Consider the following 20781-nt stretch of genomic DNA (forward strand, 5'->3'; position numbering starts at 1 on the left):
TCAGGCGCCGAGGCCGGCGAGCTGGCTGACCAGCGTCGCGCCGGAGACACCGGCGTTGACGCGCACGCGGTCGAGCACGAAGCGATCGCCCTCGTCAGGCGAGGCGAGGCCGGGGTTGACGGTCGTGGCCGCCAGGTAGCCCGCTCGCTCGACCGCCGCCACGACCGCGTCGTCGTATCTGCCGGCCGGGTAGCAGAAGAAGTTGACCGGGACGCCGAAGGCGCGCTGCAGCCGTCTGCGCGACTGGGCGACCTCTCTCTCCAGCTGGGCGGCGTCGACGGTCGTCAGGTCGGGGTGGTCGATCGTGTGCGAGTCGACCTCCCAGCCGGCGGCGATCAGTGCTCTCACCTGGCCCGGCGTGAGGCCGTAGGTCGGCTCGTGCAGGTTGCCGACCTTGAGGTTGAGCGTGCCCGGCCAGCCGAGTCTTCTCAGCACCGGCGCGGCATAGGCGAAGTTGGAGTGGTAGCCGTCGTCGACCGAGATCACGACCGCTCTCGCCGGCAGCGGGCCGCCTCTGTGCCAGAAGTCCCACACCTCCTGCAGCGTCACGCCGACGTAGCCGGCGGCGTGGAGGGCGTCCATCTGCTCCTGGAACTCCGACGCTCTCACGTACAGGTCGGGGAACGGCGCGTTGGCCGGCGGGTCGGTCGTGACGTGGTACATGAGGATCGGGACCGGTCGCGCGGGGCCAGGTCTGCCCATGTCGCGTCTGGCGGTCGGGTCGACCGGCGCCGCTCTTCTCGCCGCCGCTCTTCTGGCGGCGGCGGTCGTTCGCGTCGCGCTCGCGTTCGCGCCGGCGGGCGCGTCGTCGCCGCCCTTCACCTGCGTGACGACCACGACGACGAGCGCCAAGGCGGCGGCGAGCACCAGCAGCGCAACGATGCGCCGGCGCAGGATGTGCGGCGGGACCCCGGACATGCGAGAAGCAGAATGGTGGCAGAGACGGACGGGAAGACCCCTGACCATGGACCCGGCGACCCGCTTGGCGCGCTCGCTGCGGCCGCTGGTGGCGGACCGCCGGGTGCTCGACGCGATCGCCTCCGTGCCACGCGAGCTGTTCGTCCCCCCGGCCGTGCGCGAGCAGGCCTACGACGACTGCGCGCTGCCGATCGGGCGCGGGCAGACGATCTCGCAGCCGCTGATCGTCGCGCGCATGCTGGCGCTGCTGGAGCTGCAGCCGGACGACCGCGTGCTCGACGTCGGCACCGGCTCCGGCTGGCACGCGGCGCTGCTGTCGCGGCTGGTGGCGCACGTCTGGACGATCGAGCGCCATCCCGGCCTCAGCCGCTGGGCGGCGGCCAACCTGGCGGCCGCCGGGATCGGCGGCGACGCCGTCACGGTGCTGGAGGGCGACGGCTCGCGGGGCCTGCCGCAGCAGGCGCCGTTCGACGCGATCAACGTCGCCGCGGCGGCGTGGCCCGACCTGCCGCAGCCGCTCGTCGACCAGCTCGCCGCGGGCGGTCGCCTCGTCGCGCCGGTCGGCGGCGAGGGGCAGCGGCTGGTGCTGCTGGAGCGCAGCGGCGACGGCGCCGAGCTGCGGCGGACGCAGCTGGAGCAGGTCCGCTTCGTGCCGCTGGTGGCGGGCGAGGCGGGCGGGTAGGGCGGCGTCGCTCAGGCGCCCGGTGGCGGCGCGGTCGTCTCGCGCTTGACCAGCTGCGGCGGGAAGATCTCGCGCTGCGGCGCGGCGGGCGCCACCGCGCCGGCCGCCTGCAGGCGCTCCAGCAGCACGCGCACGGCGCGCTTGGCCATGCGCGTCAGCGGCTGCCGGATCGTCGTCAGCGCGAACGCCTCCCAGGCGGCCATCGCGACGTCGTCGTAGCCGATCACCGAGAGCTGCTGCGGGACCGCGACCCCGAGCCGCTTGGCGGCGTCGAGCGCGCCGAAGGCGATCACGTCGCTGGCGCAGACGATCGCGCTCGGCGGCTGCGGCAGGCGCAGCAGCTCGCTGCAGTGCTGGTAGCCGCTCTCGTGGGTGAAGGAGCCCTCGCGGCGGAGCGACGCGTCGAACGGCACGTCGTGGCGCTCGAGCGCCGCGCGCAGGCCCTGCTCGCGGTCGCGCGCGGTCGAGGTGTTGGCGGGGCCGGCGATCAGGCCGATGCGGCGGTGACCGAGGCCGATCAGATGCTCGACCGCGAGCGCGCCGCCGGCGACGTTGTCCGACAGCACGCGGTCGGTGTCGGCGTCGTCGACGTAACGGTTGAGCAGCACGAGCGGGATCCCGATCGCCGGCAGCCGCGCGACGAACGCCGCGTCGAGCGTGGCGGCGACGACGATCAGGCCGTCGACGGTGCGGCCGCCGAGCTGGCTCGCGAGGTCGGGCCCGAGCGGCTCGTTCAGCAGGACGGTCGCGTAGCCCTCGTGCCGCAGCTCGCTGTGCAGCACCTCGACGATCTCGGGATAGAACGGGTTGAGGATGTCGGCGACGACGACGCCGACCGTCTGCGTGCGGCCGGAGGAGAGCATGCGCGCGGCCGCGTCGGGCACGTAGCGCAGCCGCTCGGCGGCGGCTCTGACGCGCTCGAGCGTCTCCGGCGCGACGCGCGGGTCGCCGCGCAGCGCGCGCGAGACCGTCGATTGCGAGAGCCCGATCTCGCGGGCGATGTCACGGCTCGTCACGGACATGACTCAGCGCCGCAGCATAGGTGATGAAGAGCCTTCGTCCGCTCCATGACTTGCAATGCCTCGCGATGACTCATAGGGTGACTCCGAAGCCACGGGAGTGGCAGCGATGTTCCAGCGCGTCACGGTGGGGTCGCCGCCGCGGCGCTGACGAAGGAGAGAAGATCCATGTCAGTCCCCTCAGCGGGACGGCGTGCGCTGCTGCGCGCGTCCGTCGCCGCCGCGGTCGTCTGCGGCGTCTCCGTCCCCGCCGCCGCAGCGCACGCCGGCATGCCGTCCGCCGACGTCACCGCCGCGCCCTACAACGCCGTCGGCGACGGGATCGTCAACGACCGCGTCGCGATCCAGAGCGCGATCGACGACGTCGGCGCCGCGGGCGGCGGCGAGGTCGTCGTCCCCGCCGGCAGAACGTTCCTGACGGGCAGCCTGATGCTCAGATCGGGCGTGACGCTGCGCCTCGACGGCACGCTCAGACAGAGCCAGCAGGTCGCCGACTACGGCAAGCCGCCGGTGCCCGGCCTCGACATGCCGACGGACATCCCGTGGCATCGCGCCTACTTCCACAACGACCCGCTGATCGGCGCGATCGGCGTCCACGACGTCGCGGTCGTCGGCAGCGGCCTGCTGCAGATGACCGTCCAGGCCGACCAGACGAGACGGATCGACGTGATCCCGGTCGGCTTCTACGAGGCGAGACGGTTCGCGCTGCGCGGGATCACGATCCGCGAGGCGCGCACGACGATCATCACGATGCTGCACAGCAGCGACGGCGCGGTCGCCAACGTCGACGTCGCGACGTCGAGAGACCTCGGCGCCGACGGCATCGTCGTCAGCGGCTCGCAGCGCGTGAAGGTGCTGCACAGCAGAGTCCGCACCAGCGACGACGGCATCGTGCTGGAGACCAAGCACCTCGACCCGCGTGACGAGAGCTCGTGGTGGTCGTCGGCCACCTCGACGCCGCTGAAGGACGTCGAGCTCGCCTACAACGACGTCGAGAACTTCGGCGTCCGCAACGCGATCGCCTTCCTGCCGTGGGCGAGCACCCCGGCCGACAAGCGCGACGCCGAGATCTCCGACCTGTGGATCCACGACAACAGACTCGGCTCGCTCAACGACACCTGGGTCAACTGCGACTGCGACAACCCGTTCAACCCGGAGAGAAGACCGTTCGTCCAGCCGATCCGGCGCGGCGAGCAGGCGCCGATGACGCGCGTCGTGATGGAGAGAAACACGGTCAGCGGCCAGATGTGGCCGTTCTACTCGTGGGTCCCGCCGTACTTCACCGACTCGCGCCTGCAGGTCGACTTCCCGAACGTCCGCACCGTGATGAACGGCGACTTCGAGAGAACGGCCGCGGTCTGGTGGAGCCCCGAGGGCAGCGCCGGCGCGACCGACAGAGCGGCTGACGTGCCGGAGGCGGCCGAGGCCGCGTTCGCGCAGCGCAGCGGCAGCTTCGCCGGCTGGCTGGAGACGAGACGCAACCAGCCGGCCGCGCTCTACCAGGGCATCGGGCTGCAGAACGCCGCCGACCTGCAGCTCAACCGCTTCGGCCTCGGCACGAACATGGTCTACACGCTCGAGGCCGACGTGATCACCAGCGGCCACGCGTTCGCGCTGGTCGCGCGCGACACCTGCAGCAACAGAGTGCTCGCCCGCCGGCTCGTCGCGCCGCGCACGCTGCGGCGCGAGCGGCTGCTGATCCCGGTCGCGGCCAGCTGCAACCTCGTCCGCGTCGGGATCGAGCGCGGCGACGCGAACGGCGCCTGGGCGATCGTCGACAACGTCCAGCTGCACATGCCGGTGATCGACTCCGAGGATCCGCGCTGGGTGCTGAGAGGCACGTGGCCGCGCGACTGGTCCGGCTGGGATGCCGGCGGCACCGACCACCAGAACGGCGAGGCCGGCGCCTCCACCGCGATCACGTTCACCGGCAGACGGGCGAGACTGTACGGCGCCAACAAGCCGTTCGGCGGGATCGGCGAGGTCTCGGTCAACGGCGTCGTGAGAGGCACGACCGACTTCCTCGGCCAGCAGATCGGCGGCCTGGAGAAGTTCGACAGCGGCGATCTCGGCGCCGGCACGCACACGCTCAGACTCACGACGACGGGCAACAGAAGCGCCGGCTCGGAGGGCATCTACACGACCTTCGACGCGCTCGTGCTGCCCGAGTGGGCCAGCCCGGCCGCGCCCGACGCGCACCTGGAGGAGCTGCGGCCCGACCTCGGGGCGCTGCTCGCGCCGGGCAGAGCGCTCGCCGGCCACCCGGTCTCCTTCCAGGCTCCGGCGTGGGCGCCGCTCGGCGGCCCGGTGACCGTCGGCTGGAGCTTCGGCGACGGCGCGACGGCGAGCGGTCCGAACAGCGCGCACGTCTACGACGCGGCGGGGACCTACACCGTGACGATCACGGCGAGAGACACGCACGGCGAGACGACGACGGCGACGCGCACGATCGTCGTCAGAGCCGGCCCGACGGGCCTGACCGGCCCGGCCGGGCTCGACGGCGCGAACGGCGCCGACGGGGCGTCGGGCAGAGACGGCGCGGCGGGCGAGCGCGGCGCGGCCGGAGCCGACGGCGCCGCAGGCGTGACCGGGCCCGCGGGGACGCCCGGCGCCGCCGGACCGGCCGGACCGCGCGGCGAGAAGGGCGCGACGCCGACCGTGACGGTCCGCTGCACGCTCGTGAAGCGGCGCACCGCGATCCGCTGCAGAGCGGCGACGAGTGCCAGAGCCGCGGCTCGCCTGCAGGGCAGCTTCCGCGTCGGCGGCGCCAGCGCGACCGCCCGCGGGCGCGGCGCGGTGACCGTCACGCTGCGGCCGCAGCGGCCGCGCGCGGCGACGAAGGTCGTCGTGCGGCTGCGGGTCGGCGCCCGCCTGCACCGACTCGTCGTGCCGGCGCAGCCGGCACGACGGGGCGCGCGCTAGGGGACGCGCGAGCGGCCGGCTCTCTCTTCTCCTCCCTCGAGAGAGCCGGCCGCGCTCCTAGCGGCGCGCCTCGACGGTGAGGCGGATCGTGCGGGTGCTCGTCGCGCCGCCGCTGCGCGCGACCACCTTCACGGCGAGCGTCATGCGGCGGCCGTCGAGCCGCTTGACCGCCGCGCTCGGCAGGCGCACCGTGATCGTCGCCTTCGCGCCGGCCTTCAGCGTCTTCGGCGCCGTCACCGTGACGACGTGCCGCCTGCCGCCGAGCTTCACCGTCAGCCGCGCGGGGACGGCGATGCGGCAGGCCGCGCCGCCCGCCGGGCAGGCGACCGTCGCCAGCTTCGCGACCCGGGCGCGCGTCAGCGTCTGCACGCCGCGGACAGCCGAGATCGTCGCCTTCGCCGCGGCAGGTCTCGGCTGCGGCTGCGGGTCCGCTCTCGGCTGGGGCTGCGGGTCGGCTCTCGGCTGCGGCTGCGGCTGCGGGTCGGGCTTGACGCTGCGGTCGAGCACGACCGTCGTGTCGGCGCTGACGACGCTGCCCGACGCCGAGCGGTAGCGGGCGCGGACGGCGTACGACCCGTCCGCGTCGGGCAGCTCGATCGCCGCCTTGCGCGTTCTGCCCGCGAGCGGCACGCGCTCGATCAGCTCGTCGTCGGGGCCGAACAGCTCGACCTCGGCCGTCGCGTCGGCGACCGGCGCGATCGTGACGATCCGATCGACCCAGTCGGCCGGGCCCGCGACCGCCGGCGCGGCGCCCGGCACCAACGGCTGGAGCTGATCCTCGACCAGCAGCGCGTTGAAGACCGTGTAGCCGCTCAGCGGGACCATCTTGACCGTGTGGTCGCCGGGCGGCAGCTCGCCGGTGTTGAAGACCTCGACGCCGTCGACCCGCTCGGGGCCGACGAAGCTGACTCTGCCCGCGTCGACGCCGTCGACCTCGATCCGCGCCTCGCCGAGGTTGACGTCACGCGACGCGAGGAAGACGCCGCGCGTGCCGTGGAACGGGATCGTCACGCTGGCCGGCTGGTCGGGCGGGTGGTTGAGCAGGTGCGAGCCGCCGAGGTCGCCGGCGGCGCCGAACGTCAGCCACGAGCCGGTCGTGACGACCGTCGGATCGGTTGCCAGCACGGCGAAGTTCTCCGACCGCAGCGCCAGCTCGTAGAGGTGCCCGGTGCCGGTCGCGCTGCCGTCGCCGCCGTTGTCGAGCCCGATCCGCACGTTGCCGCACGGGGTCGCTCTGAACTCGACCAGCTCCGGGTGGCGGCGAGCGCCGTCGACCCAGCGCTCGGCGACCGTCGTGTTGGTGCAGGTGTCGTACGCGAACAGCCGCATCGGCTCCCCTCTGACGGCCACCTCCGCCGTCAGCCGGTAGGCGACCGCGTTGGCGCCCCAGTGCGTGTCGCCGAGGCCGATGCCCTGGTAGATCGCGCTGCGCGTGCCGGCGGCGCCGACGACTCTGGCGGCCCAGTCGCCGTCGGGCCGCTGCTCGACGACCGGGTCACCGATGCTGCTCCACCAGGCCGGCCCGTGCAGGCTGAAGTCCTGGTTCTGCAGTCTCAACGTCGACGACTGCCCGAAGTCGGTCTCGAGGTCCGCGATGCGGGCGCCGGCCATCGTCGAGTCGGTCGCGCCGACGTACTCGTTGTCGGCGAAGCGGATCCGCGCCATCGGCGCCTGGTCGGCGACCTCGGCCGTCATCACGTCGTCGCACCAGCAGCCGACCGCCTCGGGCGCCTGCAGTCTGTTGTGGTGGACGTTGACGTCGCTGATCGCGACCTGGTTGACGTCGGGCGCCTGCGCGCCCCAGGCGATGATCGCGACGGCCTTGCAGCAGGCCGGCGAGACCTGCACGACGTTGTGGTCGATCTCGATGTCCTTCGACGGCTGCGGCTCGTCGCTCGACCACCAGCTGGTGCCGCGCGGATCTCTGTACGACGACCAGACGTAGATGCCGTCGTCGCTGGAGATGATGTCGTTGCCCGTGACACGGATGTGCTGCGAGTTCTGGATGCTGAAGCCGTCGCTGCTGCCGTGGCCGGTGAGCGCGACGTGGGCGGTGACGCCCTCGACGAGGCCGTGTCTGGTCGAGTAGAGGGCCATGTTGTAGCCCATCGCGTCGGTGATCGTGATGTCGCGGATCTCGTACCCGTCGACTCTGTAGAAGCCGACCGGCGAGATGTGGATCGTGTCCTGCTCGGTCAGCTCGCGCGTCATTCTGAGCGTGCCGTCGCCCTGGATCTTCACGTCGGTGGAGTGCGTCGAGAAGAGCAACGGCTGGTTGGCGAGCCACATGTGATCCCACTGGGCGCGCGGGATCGCGCGGTCGTGCCCGCGCTCGACGGCTGGCGAGTAGTCGGCCGTGTCCTGGCTCTGCAGCAGCGTGCCGTCGAGCTGCACGGTCGTGCGGCTGCCGATTCTGAGCGATCCCGTCAGGAACGTTCTGCCGCCCGGGATCACGACCGTGCCGCCACCGTCGGCGGCGACCGCGTCGAGCGCTCTCTGGATCGCCGCGCGATCGTTGGTCGTGCCGTTGCCGACCGCGCCGTAGCCGGCCTGCGTGACGTCGATCGTGCTGCCGGCGGCCTGCGCCACCGCTGGAAAGGCGAACAGCGCGGCGAACAACGCCGCGAACAACCACTTCGACCGCATTCCGGCCTTTCGTGTAGAGGTGCGCTGCACTCAGTAGCCGCTGACCGCGACCGAGTCGAGCGAGACGTAGTCGCCTGCGGACGACGAGCTGTGCGCGCCCTGCGCCTGCACTCTGATCGTGTGCCAGCCTCTCGTCAGCGTGCCGGTGCTCCAGACGCCGGTCGTCGCGTAGCTCGCTCTGTAGAAGTCGATCGTGCCTCTGGAGACGCCGTCGAGCCAGACGTTCGCCAGCCCCATGTTGGGGCCGGCCATGCTGCGCCAGGTCGCCGCGGTGCCGAAGAATCTGACCGTCGCGGTCGCGCCCGCGGTCGACGCCGTCATGTGCGTGCCGAAGAAGTCAGCGGCGTCGGCGTACTCGTGCCAGCTGCCGCCCCAGGCGATCCGCGGGTCGCCGTCGTCGATCTGCGGGCCGTGCAGCTCGACGTCGTCGATGCGCGTCCAGCCTCTCGTGGAGCTGCCGGGGTCGATCCCGATGCGGTACTCCGAGCAGGCCGAGGTGGTGGTGAAGGGGAGGTCGTAGGTCGTCCACGTCGTCGGCGAGACGTAGACGGCGCCGACGGTCTCGCCGGTGCACTGGTTGAGCACGAAGATGCGGGCGACGTCGCCGCTCGTCTGGATTCTCGCGCGCACGCGATAGGCCGTTCTGGCCTGCAGCCCGGCTCCCTGGTAGAGGGCGGTATAGCCGTCACCGTAGTTCTGGATGTAGCCGTACCATCTGCCCGACTGGCCGACGGCCGCGTCGTAGGCGCCGGCCTGGCCGGCTCTGCCGACCGTCACCCAGCTCGACGCCGCCGTTCGCTCGAAGTCGGGGTTGTTGAGCGACGGGTTGCCGGGATGGAAGGGCACGCCGAAGACGCTGCTGATGCGCGTTCTGATGAAGCCGTCGGTGCTGCCGCTGTAGGTGTTGCCGGAGAAGCGGATGTTCGTCATCTGCGACTGGTCGCTCTCCTGCGTCGTGTAGGCGCTGCCGCCGGGGCCGTTCCAGGGGTTGTCGCACCAGCACTTGACCGGCTCCCAGCCGATCGGCGTGATCAGCGTGTTGTTCTCGATCGTGATGTCGCGGACCTCGCCGTCGCGCGCGTCGGCGACCGCCGAGGCCCACGGGATGAAGGCGATGCCGCCGCAGCAGTCGACGTTGATGACGTTGTTGCGGATGACGATCTCCTTCGTCGGCTCGGAGACGTCGCTTCTCCACCAGCTGGTCGAGCGCGGGTCGTTGTGGATCGAGCCGATCGCGATCCCGTCGTCGGTGACGCCGGGGCTGCCGTCGGTGTTCTGCATCACGTTGCGCTCGATCGCGACGCGCTGGGAGCTGATCAGCTCGATGCCGCCGACGGTCGACTTGTACGGCTCGTTGAGCGTCATGTCGTGCATCGAGCCGGAGTCGCTGAAGTAGATCCCGACGTAGGGGACGCCACCGCCCTTGAGGTGCAGCCCGGACAGCTCGAACCCGCTCGCCTGGAAGAGGCCGATCGCGTCCATCAGGACCGTGTCCTCGAGTCTCGGCAGGTGTGTCATCTCGATCGTGCCGGCGCCGCTGACCTTCACGTTGCTGACATAGCCGCCGTAGATCAGCGGGGTGTTGCGGTAGAAGGTGTTGTTCCAGGGGATGTCCCCGGGGATCAGCTGGTCTCTGTACGGCGTGTAGTCGTAGTGCGCGACCGTCTGGCTCTGCTTCAGCGTCGCCCCTCTGGCGACGATCAGCTCGACGTTCGACTTCAGCCGCACGTTGCCCGACAGGTAGGTGTTCGGCGCCGGCAGCGTCACCGTTCCGCCGCCGGCGGCGTTGACCGCGTCGATCGCGCTCTGGATCGCGGCGCGGTCGTTGGTCACCCCGTCACCGGCGGCTCTGTACGGCGCCGCGGTGACGCTGACGTCCAGCGCGCTCGCCGCCGCCGGCAGCACGCCGGCGGCCGCGGCCGCCAGGCCCAGCACGAGTCCAAGCAGAATCCGACGCATCCGGTTCCTCTCCCGTTAGCTAGATACTAAATGCTATAGCTAACAGCAGTGAGCGCCGAACGCAAGCGCTGGCGGCACTTGACTCTGAATTACTCCGGATGCAAGCTTGAGTCACGACAAATTGCGGGCCCATTGAGGAGCCCGGAGCGCGCTGCCGCGGAGGTGGCGAGCGCTGTCTCAGGTCCGCGCGTAGCGCGCGGGGCAGCCCGGCAGCCGGCGCACGCGGCCCTGCGCGGACAGCGCTTCGAGGTGGCCGGCGAGCGGTTGCACGAGCGTGTCGCGCGCCGCCGCCGGCCAGCTCGCGAGCGCGGGGGCGGTCGCCGCGATCAGCTCGGCCAGCGTCGCCGGCTCGCCGCCGTCGAGCACGCGCAGCAGCGCCGCCTCGCAGCGGTCGGCGAAGGCGGCGCTCTCGCGCAGATAGGCCGCGACCGCGGCGCCCTCCAGCGGCGGCAGGTGGGAGCAGAGCAGGCGCTGCGGCGCGATCTCCTGCAGCCGCGCGATCGTCTCGCGGTAGCCCGGCAGGAAGCGGTAGGTCGGCGCGAACGCCGGCTCGCCGCCGGCGCCGGGCGAGAAGCCGCCGAGCACCGCGTCGGCGGCGATCACCGTCGCGCTGGCGGGGTCGTGGACGACGAGGTGGCCGGCCGTGTGGCCGGGTGCCGCGAGCAGCCCGACCGTCCACTCGCGGTCGATCCGGAGCGTGCCGTCGCCGGTCAGCGCGAGGTCTACGGCGCCGTCGTCGGCGTTCGCCCGCACCCACGCCGAGAACGCCTCCGGCTGGTCGATCCCGTGCTCGTCGCGGAACTCGCGGTAGCGCCGCTCCAGCAGCAGCTCGCTCGACTCGATCAGCAGCCGGTCGGCGGCGCCCGCGACGACCGTCGCGCGCGGCGCGAGCCGGCGGACGGCGCCGAGCCCGCCGGCGTGGTCGACGTCCGCGTGCGTGACGACGACCGCGCGCAGGCCGTCCCAGCCGATGCCGAGCCGCGCCAGCGCCGGCGCGATCGTGCGCTGCGGCGTCGTCGCCAGGCCCGTGTCGACGAGCACCGCGCCGTCCGCGCCGACCAGCAGGAAGACGCAGAGGAAGCGGCCGTCGTCGAGCCGTTCCTGCAGCCGCTCGATCCGGCCGCCGCTCATCTGAGTCCGTAGCGCCCGGCCAGCTCGGGATCGAGCGCCGGCGGCACGAGCGCCGTCGTCCAGCCGCCGTCGACGGCGATCGACTGCCCGGTCAGGAACGACGCCTCGTCCGACAGCAGGAAGGCGGCGACCGCGGCGATCTCCGCGGGCTCGCCGATCCGCCGCAGCGGCGCCTGCCGCTCCAGCTGGGCGCGGCGCGCGGCGCCGTCGGGCGCCGTCTCGAAGCTGCGCTCCAGCGCCAGCGTCATGACGGCGCCGGGAGCGATCGCGTTGGCGCGGATCCCGTACGGGCCGTAGGAGCTCGCGACGTGGCGGGTGAGCGCGTCGATCGCGCCCTTGGAGGTGTCGTACGCGGCGTGGGCGACGGCGCCCGCGCGGCCGTGGATCGAGGAGACGTTGACGATCGCGCCCGGCCGCGCCGCGGCGGCGAAGGCGCGGACCGCCTCCGAGCAGCCCCAGTAGACGCCCTCGACGTTGACCGACAGCAGCCGCCGGACCTGCTCGGGATCGGGGTCGTGGAGCGTCCCCTGCGTCGTGACCCCGGCGTTGTTGACCCAGGCGCCGAGCGGCGCGAGCGCCGCTGCCGCCTGCGCCGCCGCGGCGAGATCGGCGCGGTCGCCGGCGTCGCCGGCGACGGTCGCCGCGAGGACGCCGTCGAGCGATGCGGCGAGCGTCTCGTCGCGCTCCAGCCCCACGACGGCCCAGCCGTCATGCGCGAGGCGCTCCGCGATCGCGCGGCCGATGCCCGCTCCCGCTCCCGTGACGACGACGCTCTTCATCGCACCAGCTCCCTGTCGAACTCCAGCCCGAGGCCCGGCTCGCCCGGCGCCACCAGCCGCCCGTCGCGCAGCACGGCCGGGCGCGCGCTGAGGCGGTGGGCCGGATCGTATGGATTGCCGCCCGGCACCTCTTCGTCGAACAGCTCGACCCACGCCGGCCGCGCCTGCGCCGCCGCCAGCTGCACGCTGATCTCGGGATAGACGTGGAACGACAGCTCGACGCCGGCCGCGGCCGTCCGTCGCAGCACGTCGAGCGCAGGCGTGACGCCGCCGAGCGCGAGCAGGTCGACGCGCAGCACGTCGACGGCGCCGGCCTCCAGCAGCGCGATGCAGGTGCGCGGGTCGGTCACCTCGTCGCCGGCGCCGATCGGGAAGCCGCTCTCGCGCCGCACGCGCGCGGTCCCGAGCGCGTCCTCGGGCACGAGCGGATCCTCCAGCCAGGCCAGCGGCGGCGTTCCCCACTGCGCCAGCTCCGCGAGCGCCGCGTCGGCGTCGCGCCAGACGAAGCCGCAGTCGACGACCAGCTCGCAGCCGCTCGGCAGCCCGGCGACGATCCGCTCGATCAGCTCGCGCATCCGCGCCGGGTCGGGGTCGCGGCTGACCTTCACGCGCGCGAAGCCGCGCGCGGCGACGGCGAGGACCTCCGCGGCGATCTCCTCCGGGGTGCGGTCGGGCGTCGGATAGGCGGCGACCAGCAGCGCGGGCGCGCTGCCGTCCGCGGCCGGCGCCGCGTCGGCACGATCGTGTGCGAGCAGCTGCCACAGCGGCACTCCGGCGCGCTGGGCGCGGATGTCCCAGAGCGCGACGTCGGCCAGCGCGATCGCGCGCAGCGCCAGGCCGGAGCGGGCGATCATCATGTTCGCGCGCTGCAGCTCGTCCCAGCGCCGCTCTACCGCGGCGGCGTCTCGCCCGACCAGGTGCGGCGTCACGAGCCGCTCCACCAGCGCCGCGACCGGCGCCTCGCGCGTGAGGCAGTAGGCGTGCCCGCGCAGACCGTCGGCGGTCGTGACCGTGACCGCCGCGTACTCGCGCGAGGCGACCTCGATCGGCCCGAGTCGCAGCGGCTGCGGCAGCGGCAGCCGCACCGTCGTGACGCGCACGTCACGGACGACGTCGCTCATCTGGGCGCTCCGACGACGCCGATCCCGAAGTCGGCGAGGAAGCCGCCGTCGACGTAGAGCACCTGGCCGGTGAGGTAGGAGGCGGCCGGCGAGGCGAGGAAGGCGATCACGCTCGCGATCTCGTCGGCGTCGGCGAGCCGCCGTGCGGGGATGCGCGCGAGCACCTCGTCGTTGTCGAGCGAGCCGGCCGCGAGCGCGGCCTGGTAGACGCCGCTGTCGACGTAGCCGGGACCGACGGCGTTGACGCGCACCCCGCGCGCCGCCCACTCGACCGCGGCCGTCTTCGTCAGCCCGACGATCGCGGCCTTCGTCGCGCCGTAGGGCGCGCGGCCGGGCTGCCCGCGGTCGGCGGCGACCGAGGCGATGTTGACGATCGCGCCCGCGCCCTGCTCGAGCATGATGCGACCGGCCGCCTGCGTGCCGTTGAACGCCCCGTTCAGGTTGACGTCGACGACCGTCCGCCACTGCTGCACCGTCAGCTGCTCCAGCGGCGCGCGGATCGTGATGCCGGCGTTGTTGACCCACAGCCCGAGGCCGTCGTTGGCGACCGCGAAGGCGCGTGCGGCCGCTTCGAGCGCGGGCTGGTCGGTGACGTCGACGAGCTGGTCCTCGATCCCGCTGTCCGGCTGCTCCGGGCCCGCGAGGTCGAACGAGGCGACCGTCCAGCCCTCCGCCGCCAGCCGCCGCGCGGTCGCCCGGCCGATCCCTCTGCTCGCCCCGGTGATGACTGCCGTTCTCGCGCTCATCGCGCCGCCTCCTCGTCCACCAGCCGCGCGACGGCGGTCGCCGCGGCCTCGATCGTCAGCTCCAGGCAGCCCTCCGCGAGCGGACTCTGCCACACCGTGTATGCGTCGTCGCTGTCGTACAGCTCGGCCGGCGACAGATACGCCTGGCCCGGCCAGTTGGCGAGGTTCATCACCACCACCGCACGGTCGGGATGGCGCCGCCGCAGCTCGCGCTGGAAGATCGAATAGCACTCGCCGCCCTGCGCGACGACGAAGGCGTCGCCGAGCTGCCAGACGCGCACCGGCCAGACGACCGACGTGCCGCTGGAGAGGTTCGCCTGCTGCTCGGCGGCGCGGCGGATCCGCTCCTCTCGGCTGCGCGGGTCGACGTCTGCCCAGCGCCGCTCCAGCTCTTCGAGCGGGACCGGCGGCTTGAGCTGCAGCTCGACCTCCTCGACGGTCGCCGCGAGCCGCTCCGAGGCGGCGTGCGGGACCGGCCACCACGGCGCCAGCGGCGCGCCCGACTGGACCGGCGGGTGCAGCGCCAGCGCCGATCCGGGCAGCGGCAGCCCCTCCAGCGCGGCGAGCGCGGCGTGGCCGATCGCGCGGCCGTGCCGGTCGGCGACGGCGACGTCGCCGGTGTACTGCTCGCGCGGGGCCAGCTCGCCGGCGGCGCCGAGCAGGAAGAGGCAGGGCGCGCCGCCGGTCGCCTGCTCGACCGTCTCGCGCAGCGCGCCGACGTAGTCGGGCGAGGTGAGCGTGTTCTGCCACGCCAGCGTCGTCGGGTGGCAGGCGTAGTTGACGATCGTCGCCAGCACGCTGCCGTCGGCGCCGCTGACGCGACCGGCCAGCAGCGTGTCGTCGGCGGGCGCGTCCGGGTTCCAGCCGATCAGCGGCTGCCCGTCGACGGTCAGGTCGCGGGCGCCCGCGACGTCGCTGCGGCCGGTCGCCCAGTCGAGCGTCGCGGGGACGGTCCCGGCGAGCGCCTCGCGGGCCGCGTCGCCGGCCGCCGTGCGCAGCGCGTCGAGATACGGGGCGATCAGCTCGCCGCCCGGCCAGTCGTGCGCCGCGCGCGTCAGCAGCGGGCCGGAGTGCGTGTGGCTGAGCGTGACGAGCACGCGCGCCTCGTCGCCGCCGGCCGCCTCGACGACGGCGGAGCGGATGTGCCACTCGTCGTCGGGGGAGCGGAACCAGGAGCCGTCGAAGGCGACCAGCACGAGCGGCGGCGCGCCGTCGTTGCCGCGGATCGCCAGGGCGGTCAGCTGCAGCGGGCGGTGGACGCCGGTCGAGCGGCGCTCGACCGCCGGCCCCCAGGCGTTCTGGGCGATCCCGACGGGCGGCGTCACGTCACGCCGGGCGACGCCGATCGAGCCTGTGAATCCTGGTGTCGCGATCGTCCTCATGCATCCCTCACGTTGATCACTATCTTGCTAGACGCTATAGTATCTAGCTCTACTCCGTCAACTTGATCGAGGATGGACCCCGCATGACCGCGAGCGTTGGGCGCAACCGTGGCGTCGTAGTCGTCACAGACTCCGACCTGCCGACCGAAGGCGTCGCCGAGCGCGTGCTGGAGCCTGCCGGCTGGACGGTGCGCCGCGCCGCCTGTCGCACCTCCGACGACGTGCGCGCGGCCGCCGCCGGCGCCGACGCGCTGATCGTGCAGTGGGCCCCCGTCGACGCGGCCGTGCTCGGCGAGCTGACGCAGTGCCGCTTCATCAGCCGGCTCGGGATCGGCTACGACATGATCGACGTCGCCGCCGCGACCGCGGCCGGCATCCCGGTCGCGAACGTGCCCGACTACTGCGTCGAGGAGGTCGCGACCCACACGCTCGCGTTCGTGCTCTCGCTCGCGCGGCGGCTGCCGCAGCTCGACGCCGGCCTGCGCGCCGGCCGCTGGGCCGCCGCCGTCGACGGTGCCGGCGCGCAGCGCTCCAGCGCGATGACGGTCGGCGTGATCGGCTACGGGCGGATCGGCGCGCGCGTCGCCGAGATGGCCGCCGGCGTCGGCTTCGACGTGCTGGTGCACGACCCGCACGTCGATGCCGCGCGCATCGCCGCCGACGGCCACGCGGCCGTCTCCTTCGAGCAGCTGCTGGAGCGCGCCGACGTCCTCAGTGTGCACGCGCCGCTGACCGACGCCACGCGCCACCTGCTCGACGGGCCGGCGCTGGCGCGGATGCGCCCCGGCAGCGCGCTCGTCAACACCTGCCGCGGCGGCCTGATCGACGAGCTCGCGCTCGCCGCGGCGCTGCGCGACGGCCAGCTCGGCGGCGCCGCGCTCGACGTCTTCGAGCAGGAGCCGCTGCCGCTCGACAGCCCGCTGCGTCACGCGCCCAACCTGCAGCTCTCGGCGCACGCCGCCTGGTACTCGCCGGTCGCGCTGCAGGAGCTCGAGCAGCGCGCCGCGCAGCAGGCCGCCGACTTCCTCGACGGCAAGCCGGTCGCGACGATCGTCAACCCCGCATACGCCGACGCCCGCGCCGCGCGCGCGATGATCTGACGATGACCTTCGACCCGCGCACGATCTCCGGCACCCCCTACGGCGCGCCGCTGGTGCCGCCGCTGCCGATCCGCCTGCGGCGGACCGAGATCCTGACCGTCGTCTACGAGACCGACGCGGCGGCGGCCGACGCGCTGCTGCCGCAGCCGCTGGAGCTGGCCGCGCCGCTGGTGCTGGTCAACGTCTACTGGATGCACGACGCCGAGTTCTTCGGCGTCTACGGCGAGTCGGCGGTGCAGCTGCCGGTGCGGCTGCCCGACGGCGCCCCCGCGATGTACTCGCCGTTCCTCGTGCTCGACTCCGACGCCGCCGTCGCGGCCGGGCGCGAGCTGTACGGGCAGCCGAAGAAGGCCGGGCGCGTGACGCTGAGACCCGACGGCGACCTGCTTGTCGGGCGCGTCGAGCGCAACGGGATCGACCTGCTGACGGCGACGATCTGCTGGAAGCAGCAGGCCTGCGCGCCCGACCTGCTGGAGGCGCTGGTGCCCGGCAGCGGGACGAACGTGAACCTGCGCGTGCTGCCGCTCGACGGCGGCGACGTGCGGCGCGAGCTGGTCGTGCGCGACTTCGAGGACGTCGTCGTGCACGAGTGCTGGACCGGCCCTGCGACGGTCGAGCTGCGCCCGAACGCGCAGGTGCCGATCCATCAGCTGCCCGTGCGGACGGTGCGCGCTGCGACGCACCGCCTGATCGACCTGACGCTGCCTCCCGGCCGCGTCATCCACCGCTACTGACGCCGGCCTCCGTGCGCGCCGCGCGACGGCGCGCACGCTCGGCGGTCGGATCGACGGCCGGGATCGCGCTCATCAGCTGCCGCGTGTACTCGTGCTGCGCGGAGCGGAAGAGCTGCTCGCGGCTGCCGCGCTCGACGATGCTGCCGCGCTGCATGACCGCGACCGTCGAGGCCATGTAGCGGACGACCGCGAGGTCGTGGCTGATGAAGAGGTAGGTCAGGCCGAGCCGCTGCTGCAGCTCGCCGAGCAGGTTGAGCACCTGCGCCTGGATCGAGACGTCGAGCGCCGAGACCGACTCGTCCAGCACGACCAGCTCGGGGTCGAGCGCGAGCGCACGCGCGATCGCGACGCGCTGGCACTGGCCGCCCGACATCTCGCGCGGCCGCCGCTCTCTGTAGGCCGGCCCGAGGCCGACGAGGTCGAGCATCTCCTCGACCCGCGCCGCGCGTGAGGCGCGATCGCCGATGCCGTGCGCCTCCAGCGGCGCGGCGACGATCTGCGCGACCGACTGGCGGCGGTTGAGTGCGGCGAACGGGTCCTGGAAGACCATCTGCATCCGCTTGCGCAGGCGGCGCAGCTCGCCGCCCTTCAGTCTCGTCACCTCGAGCCCGTCGAACTGGACGCTGCCGGCGTCGAGCGGCAGCAGCCCCAGCAGCGCGCGCGAGACGGTCGACTTGCCCGAGCCCGACTCGCCGACGAGCCCGAAGGTCTCGCCGCGGCGGATCTCCAGCGAGACGTCGTCGAGCGCGACCAGCGTCTCCCTGGCGCCGAGCCGGAAGGTCTTGCGCAGTCCGCTGGCGACGACGAGCGGCGTGGTCTCAGGCTCCGACATGCGTCTCCTCCTTGACGGCCGCGGCGCGTTCGTCGGCGCGATGGCACTCGACGAGCCGGCCGGCGACCTCTCTCAGCTGCGGCGCCTCGCTGCGGCAGCGATCCTGCGCCCAGGCGCAGCGGGGATGGAAGCTGCAGCCGGCCGGCAGCGATCCGGCCAGCGGCGGCGAGCCGCCGATCGTCGGGATCGGCACGCCCAGCTCGAGGTTCAGATCGACGGCGGCGCCGAGCAGCGCCTCGCTGTAGGGGTGCAGCGAGGCGCGGTAGAGCGCCTCCGCCTCCGCGCGCTCGACGATCCGGCCGCCGTACATCACCTGGATCGTGTCGCAGAAGCCGGCCGCGACGCCGAGGTCGTGCGTGATCAGCATGACCGCCGTGTGATGCTCCTCGACGAGCCGGTCGAGCAGGTCCATGATGCGCGCCTGCGTCGTCACGTCGAGCGCGGTCGTCGGCTCGTCGCAGATCAGCACGGCCGGATCGGCGCACATCGCCATCGCGATCATCACGCGCTGGCGCATGCCGCCCGAGAACTCGTGCGGGTACTGCTCGACGCGCCGCTGCGGATGCGGCACGCCGACGTCGTCGAGCAGCTCGATCGCGCGATCGCGCGCGCCGCGGCGGTCGAGCCGTCTGTGCAGCCGGATCGCCTCCTCCAGCTGCTTGCCGACGGTGTAGACGGGGTTCAGCGCCGACATCGGGTCCTGGTAGACCATCGCGACGCGGCCGCCGCGCACCTGCTCCATCTGGCGCGGCTTGAGCGTCAGCAGGTCCTCGCCCTGCAGCAGCACCTCGCCCGACAGCTGGGCGCGGCGCGCCAGCCGCATGATCGCCAGCGCGGTCAGCGACTTGCCGGAGCCCGACTCGCCGACGAGCCCGAGCCGCTCGCCTCTGCGCAGTCTGAAGGAGATGCCGCGCACCGGTTCGATCTCGCCGAACGCGACGCGCAGGTCGCGCACATCCAGCACCGTGTCCGTCGTCATCCCGTCCGTCCTCGCACGTCGTCGGTGCCGCCGAGCTGGTCGGCGAGCAGGTTCAGCATCCAGATCGTCAGGAAGATCGCCAGCGCCGGGATGATCACGCCGCTCGTCGACTGGTAGATCTTCTGGTAGCCCTGCTGCAGCAGCGTCCCCCACGACGCGTCCGGCGGCTGGACCCCGAGTCCGACGAAGCTCAGCGCGGCCTCCAGGATGATCGCGTTGGCGGCGTTGATCGACGCCTGCACGCCGAGCGGCGCCGAGACGTTCGGCAGGATCTCGCGCAGCACCAGCCGCCAGCGCGAGGCGCCGTAGGCGACCGCGGCCTGCGTGTAGTCGGACTGCAGCTCGGTCAGCACCGCGCTGCGGATCATGCGCGCGGTGACCGGCGTCAGCAGCACGCCGATGATCAGCGCCAGGCCGGCGGTGGTCGCGCCGAAGGCGGCGACGAAGACGAGCGCGAACAGCAGCTGCGGGATCGCCATCGTCACGTCGGCGAGCCGCATCAGCAGCTCGTCGAAGATGCCGCGCGCGAGCGCGGCGGTGAAGCCCCAGAGCGCTCCCAGCAGCATCGAGACGACCGTCGCGCCGGCCGCGATCCCGAGCGAGATGCGCCCGCCGGCGACCATCCGCGCGAACAGGTCGCGACCGAGCTGGTCGGTCCCGAACCAGTTCGCGGCGCTCGGCCCGGCGAAGCGGTTGGCGTTGTCGAGCGCGCCCGGATCGGCGGCGAACAGCGGGCCGATCGCGCACAGCAGCACGATCGCGGCGAGCACGGCGATCGCCGCGATCGTCGTGCCGGAGCCGCGGCGCGGGACGCGGCGGCGGCGGCCGCCGAAGCGGCCGGCGAGGGAGAGCGACGCGGGGCTAGCCATGGGATCTTCCAGTCCGCAGACGGGGATCGAGGTACTCCGAGAGGATGTCGACGAGCAGCGTCGTCAGGATGAACAGCGCGCAGATCAGCAGCACGACCGACTGCAGCACGGCGTAGTCGCGCTTGAAGACCGACTCGACCGCCAGCGATCCGAGCCCGGGGATGCCGAAGACGTATTCGACGATCACGACGCCGCCGAGCGTGTAGCCGATCACCATGCCGAGCATCGTCAGGCCGGGCAGCAGCGCGTTGCGCAGCGCGTGCGCGATCACGACGCGGCGATGCGGGACGCCCTTGCCCTCGGCCGTGCGGATGTAGGACGAGTCGAGCACCTCGATCATCGAGGCGCGCAGGTAGCGCAGGATCAGCGGCGACGCCGCGATCGCGAGCGTCAGCGCCGGCAGGATCATCCGCCGCACGTTCTCGCCCGGGTCCTCGTTGAAGGGGATGTAGCCGCGCGCCGGCAGCCACTGCAGCTCGACCGCGAAGACGAGGATCAGCAGGATCCCGAGGACGAACTGCGGCAGCGCCAGGCCGACCGTCGAGCCGGTCGTGACGGCGCGGTCGAGCCAGCTGCCGCGGCGCAGCGAGCAGAAGACGGCCAGCGGCACGGCGATCAGCAGCGCGAAGACGATCGAGACCGCCGTCAGCTCGAGCGTCGGGCCGATGCGGCGGTCGATCAGCTCGGTGACCGAGAACTGGCTGAAGTACGACTGGCCGAAGTCGCCCGTGAAGATGTCGCCGAGCCAGCGCAGGTACTGCGTCACGATCGGGTCGTCCAGCCCCGCCTCGCGTCGGAGCTGGTCGATCGCTTCCGGGTTTGCACCGGCGGTCGCGCCGAGGCGCGTGATGATCGGATCGCCCGGCAGCAACCGCAGGATCGCGAAGACGAGGGCCGATGCGGCGACCAGCATCAGGATGCTGATCGCCGCCCGCCGGATGACAAACCCCAGCACGTCAGCC

At 73.0% G+C, this 20781-nt stretch carries 17 protein-coding genes; 4 read left to right on the forward strand and 13 right to left on the reverse strand.

The genetic code is table 11. From position 1 onward, the window contains the following. Positions 1-918: a polysaccharide deacetylase family protein gene (locus tag Q7L73_RS05155; protein WP_304690903.1), complete on the reverse strand. Its 918-nt coding sequence runs from the start codon at positions 916-918 to the stop codon at positions 1-3. Positions 919-964: 46 nt separating this feature from the next. Between Q7L73_RS05155 and Q7L73_RS05160 the strand changes: the two genes are divergently transcribed. Continuing rightward, entirely contained in the window at positions 965-1600 is a 636-nt protein-coding gene (locus Q7L73_RS05160; RefSeq protein WP_304690905.1) for a protein-L-isoaspartate(D-aspartate) O-methyltransferase, read from the forward strand. A gap of 11 nt (positions 1601-1611) precedes the next feature. Here the strand turns inward: Q7L73_RS05160 and Q7L73_RS05165 are convergent, their stop codons facing one another. Further along, the gene (locus Q7L73_RS05165) at positions 1612-2622 is read right to left on the reverse strand and encodes a LacI family DNA-binding transcriptional regulator (RefSeq protein ID WP_304690907.1); all 1011 of its coding nucleotides are present in this window, start codon (positions 2620-2622) and stop codon (positions 1612-1614) included. Between the two features lie 165 nt (positions 2623-2787). Between Q7L73_RS05165 and Q7L73_RS05170 the strand changes: the two genes are divergently transcribed. Then, entirely contained in the window at positions 2788-5541 is a 2754-nt protein-coding gene (locus Q7L73_RS05170) for a PKD domain-containing protein (RefSeq protein ID WP_304690908.1), read from the forward strand. Between the two features lie 57 nt (positions 5542-5598). Here Q7L73_RS05170 and Q7L73_RS05175 read toward each other — a convergent pair whose 3' ends face one another. From Q7L73_RS05175 to Q7L73_RS05205, 7 genes are all read right to left on the reverse strand, one after another. Further along, entirely contained in the window at positions 5599-8187 is a 2589-nt protein-coding gene (locus Q7L73_RS05175; RefSeq protein WP_304690909.1) for a glycosyl hydrolase family 28-related protein, read from the reverse strand. A gap of 30 nt (positions 8188-8217) precedes the next feature. After that, positions 8218-10146, reverse strand: a complete 1929-nt coding sequence (locus Q7L73_RS05180) for a glycosyl hydrolase family 28-related protein (RefSeq protein ID WP_304690910.1) — start codon at positions 10144-10146, stop codon at positions 8218-8220. Positions 10147-10323: 177 nt separating this feature from the next. Continuing rightward, complete coding sequence (locus tag Q7L73_RS05185) at positions 10324-11277, reverse strand: MBL fold metallo-hydrolase (protein ID WP_304690911.1); 954 nt, start codon at positions 11275-11277, stop codon at positions 10324-10326. Then, a complete protein-coding gene (locus Q7L73_RS05190; protein ID WP_304690913.1) occupies positions 11274-12056 on the reverse strand; it encodes an SDR family NAD(P)-dependent oxidoreductase in 783 nt (260 codons plus the stop codon). Before Q7L73_RS05190 ends, Q7L73_RS05185 begins: the two co-directional genes overlap by 4 nt. Continuing rightward, the gene (locus Q7L73_RS05195) at positions 12053-13177 is read right to left on the reverse strand and encodes an enolase C-terminal domain-like protein (RefSeq protein ID WP_304690914.1); all 1125 of its coding nucleotides are present in this window, start codon (positions 13175-13177) and stop codon (positions 12053-12055) included. Before Q7L73_RS05195 ends, Q7L73_RS05190 begins: the two co-directional genes overlap by 4 nt. Then, positions 13174-13923, reverse strand: coding sequence for an SDR family NAD(P)-dependent oxidoreductase (locus tag Q7L73_RS05200; protein WP_304690915.1), 750 nt, complete (start codon positions 13921-13923; stop codon positions 13174-13176). Before Q7L73_RS05200 ends, Q7L73_RS05195 begins: the two co-directional genes overlap by 4 nt. Then, on the reverse strand, positions 13920-15305 hold the full coding sequence (locus tag Q7L73_RS05205; RefSeq protein ID WP_304690916.1) for a hypothetical protein: 1386 nt from the start codon (positions 15303-15305) through the stop codon (positions 13920-13922). Before Q7L73_RS05205 ends, Q7L73_RS05200 begins: the two co-directional genes overlap by 4 nt. An 83-nt stretch (positions 15306-15388) precedes the next feature. On the opposite strand from Q7L73_RS05205, the gene Q7L73_RS05210 reads away from it, so the two are divergent. Together Q7L73_RS05210 and Q7L73_RS05215 are read left to right on the forward strand one after the other, a co-directional pair. Beyond that, complete coding sequence (locus Q7L73_RS05210) at positions 15389-16405, forward strand: C-terminal binding protein (RefSeq protein WP_304690917.1); 1017 nt, start codon at positions 15389-15391, stop codon at positions 16403-16405. A gap of 2 nt (positions 16406-16407) precedes the next feature. After that, complete coding sequence (locus tag Q7L73_RS05215; RefSeq protein ID WP_304690919.1) at positions 16408-17139, forward strand: acetoacetate decarboxylase; 732 nt, start codon at positions 16408-16410, stop codon at positions 17137-17139. Here Q7L73_RS05215 and Q7L73_RS05220 read toward each other — a convergent pair. From Q7L73_RS05220 to Q7L73_RS05235, 4 genes are read right to left on the reverse strand one after another with little or no spacing between them, the layout of a single operon-like run. Beyond that, positions 17123-17971, reverse strand: a complete 849-nt coding sequence (locus Q7L73_RS05220; protein ID WP_304690921.1) for an ATP-binding cassette domain-containing protein — start codon at positions 17969-17971, stop codon at positions 17123-17125. The two genes, Q7L73_RS05215 and Q7L73_RS05220, sit on opposite strands and share 17 nt — an antisense overlap. Then, positions 17958-18950: an ABC transporter ATP-binding protein gene (locus Q7L73_RS05225; protein WP_304690922.1), complete on the reverse strand. Its 993-nt coding sequence runs from the start codon at positions 18948-18950 to the stop codon at positions 17958-17960. The genes Q7L73_RS05220 and Q7L73_RS05225 overlap by 14 nt, the downstream gene beginning before the upstream one ends. After that, positions 18947-19819 carry an ABC transporter permease gene (locus Q7L73_RS05230; RefSeq protein ID WP_304690923.1) on the reverse strand — a complete coding sequence of 291 codons (873 nt, stop codon included), beginning with the start codon at positions 19817-19819 and terminating at the stop codon, positions 18947-18949. Before Q7L73_RS05230 ends, Q7L73_RS05225 begins: the two co-directional genes overlap by 4 nt. Then, the gene (locus tag Q7L73_RS05235; protein WP_304690924.1) at positions 19812-20774 is read right to left on the reverse strand and encodes an ABC transporter permease; all 963 of its coding nucleotides are present in this window, start codon (positions 20772-20774) and stop codon (positions 19812-19814) included. The genes Q7L73_RS05230 and Q7L73_RS05235 overlap by 8 nt, the downstream gene beginning before the upstream one ends. Between the last annotated feature and the right edge of the window lie 7 nt (positions 20775-20781).

Origin of the sequence: Conexibacter sp. CPCC 205762, assembly GCF_030646155.1 — a bacterium.
GTDB lineage: Bacteria > Actinomycetota > Thermoleophilia > Solirubrobacterales > Solirubrobacteraceae > Conexibacter.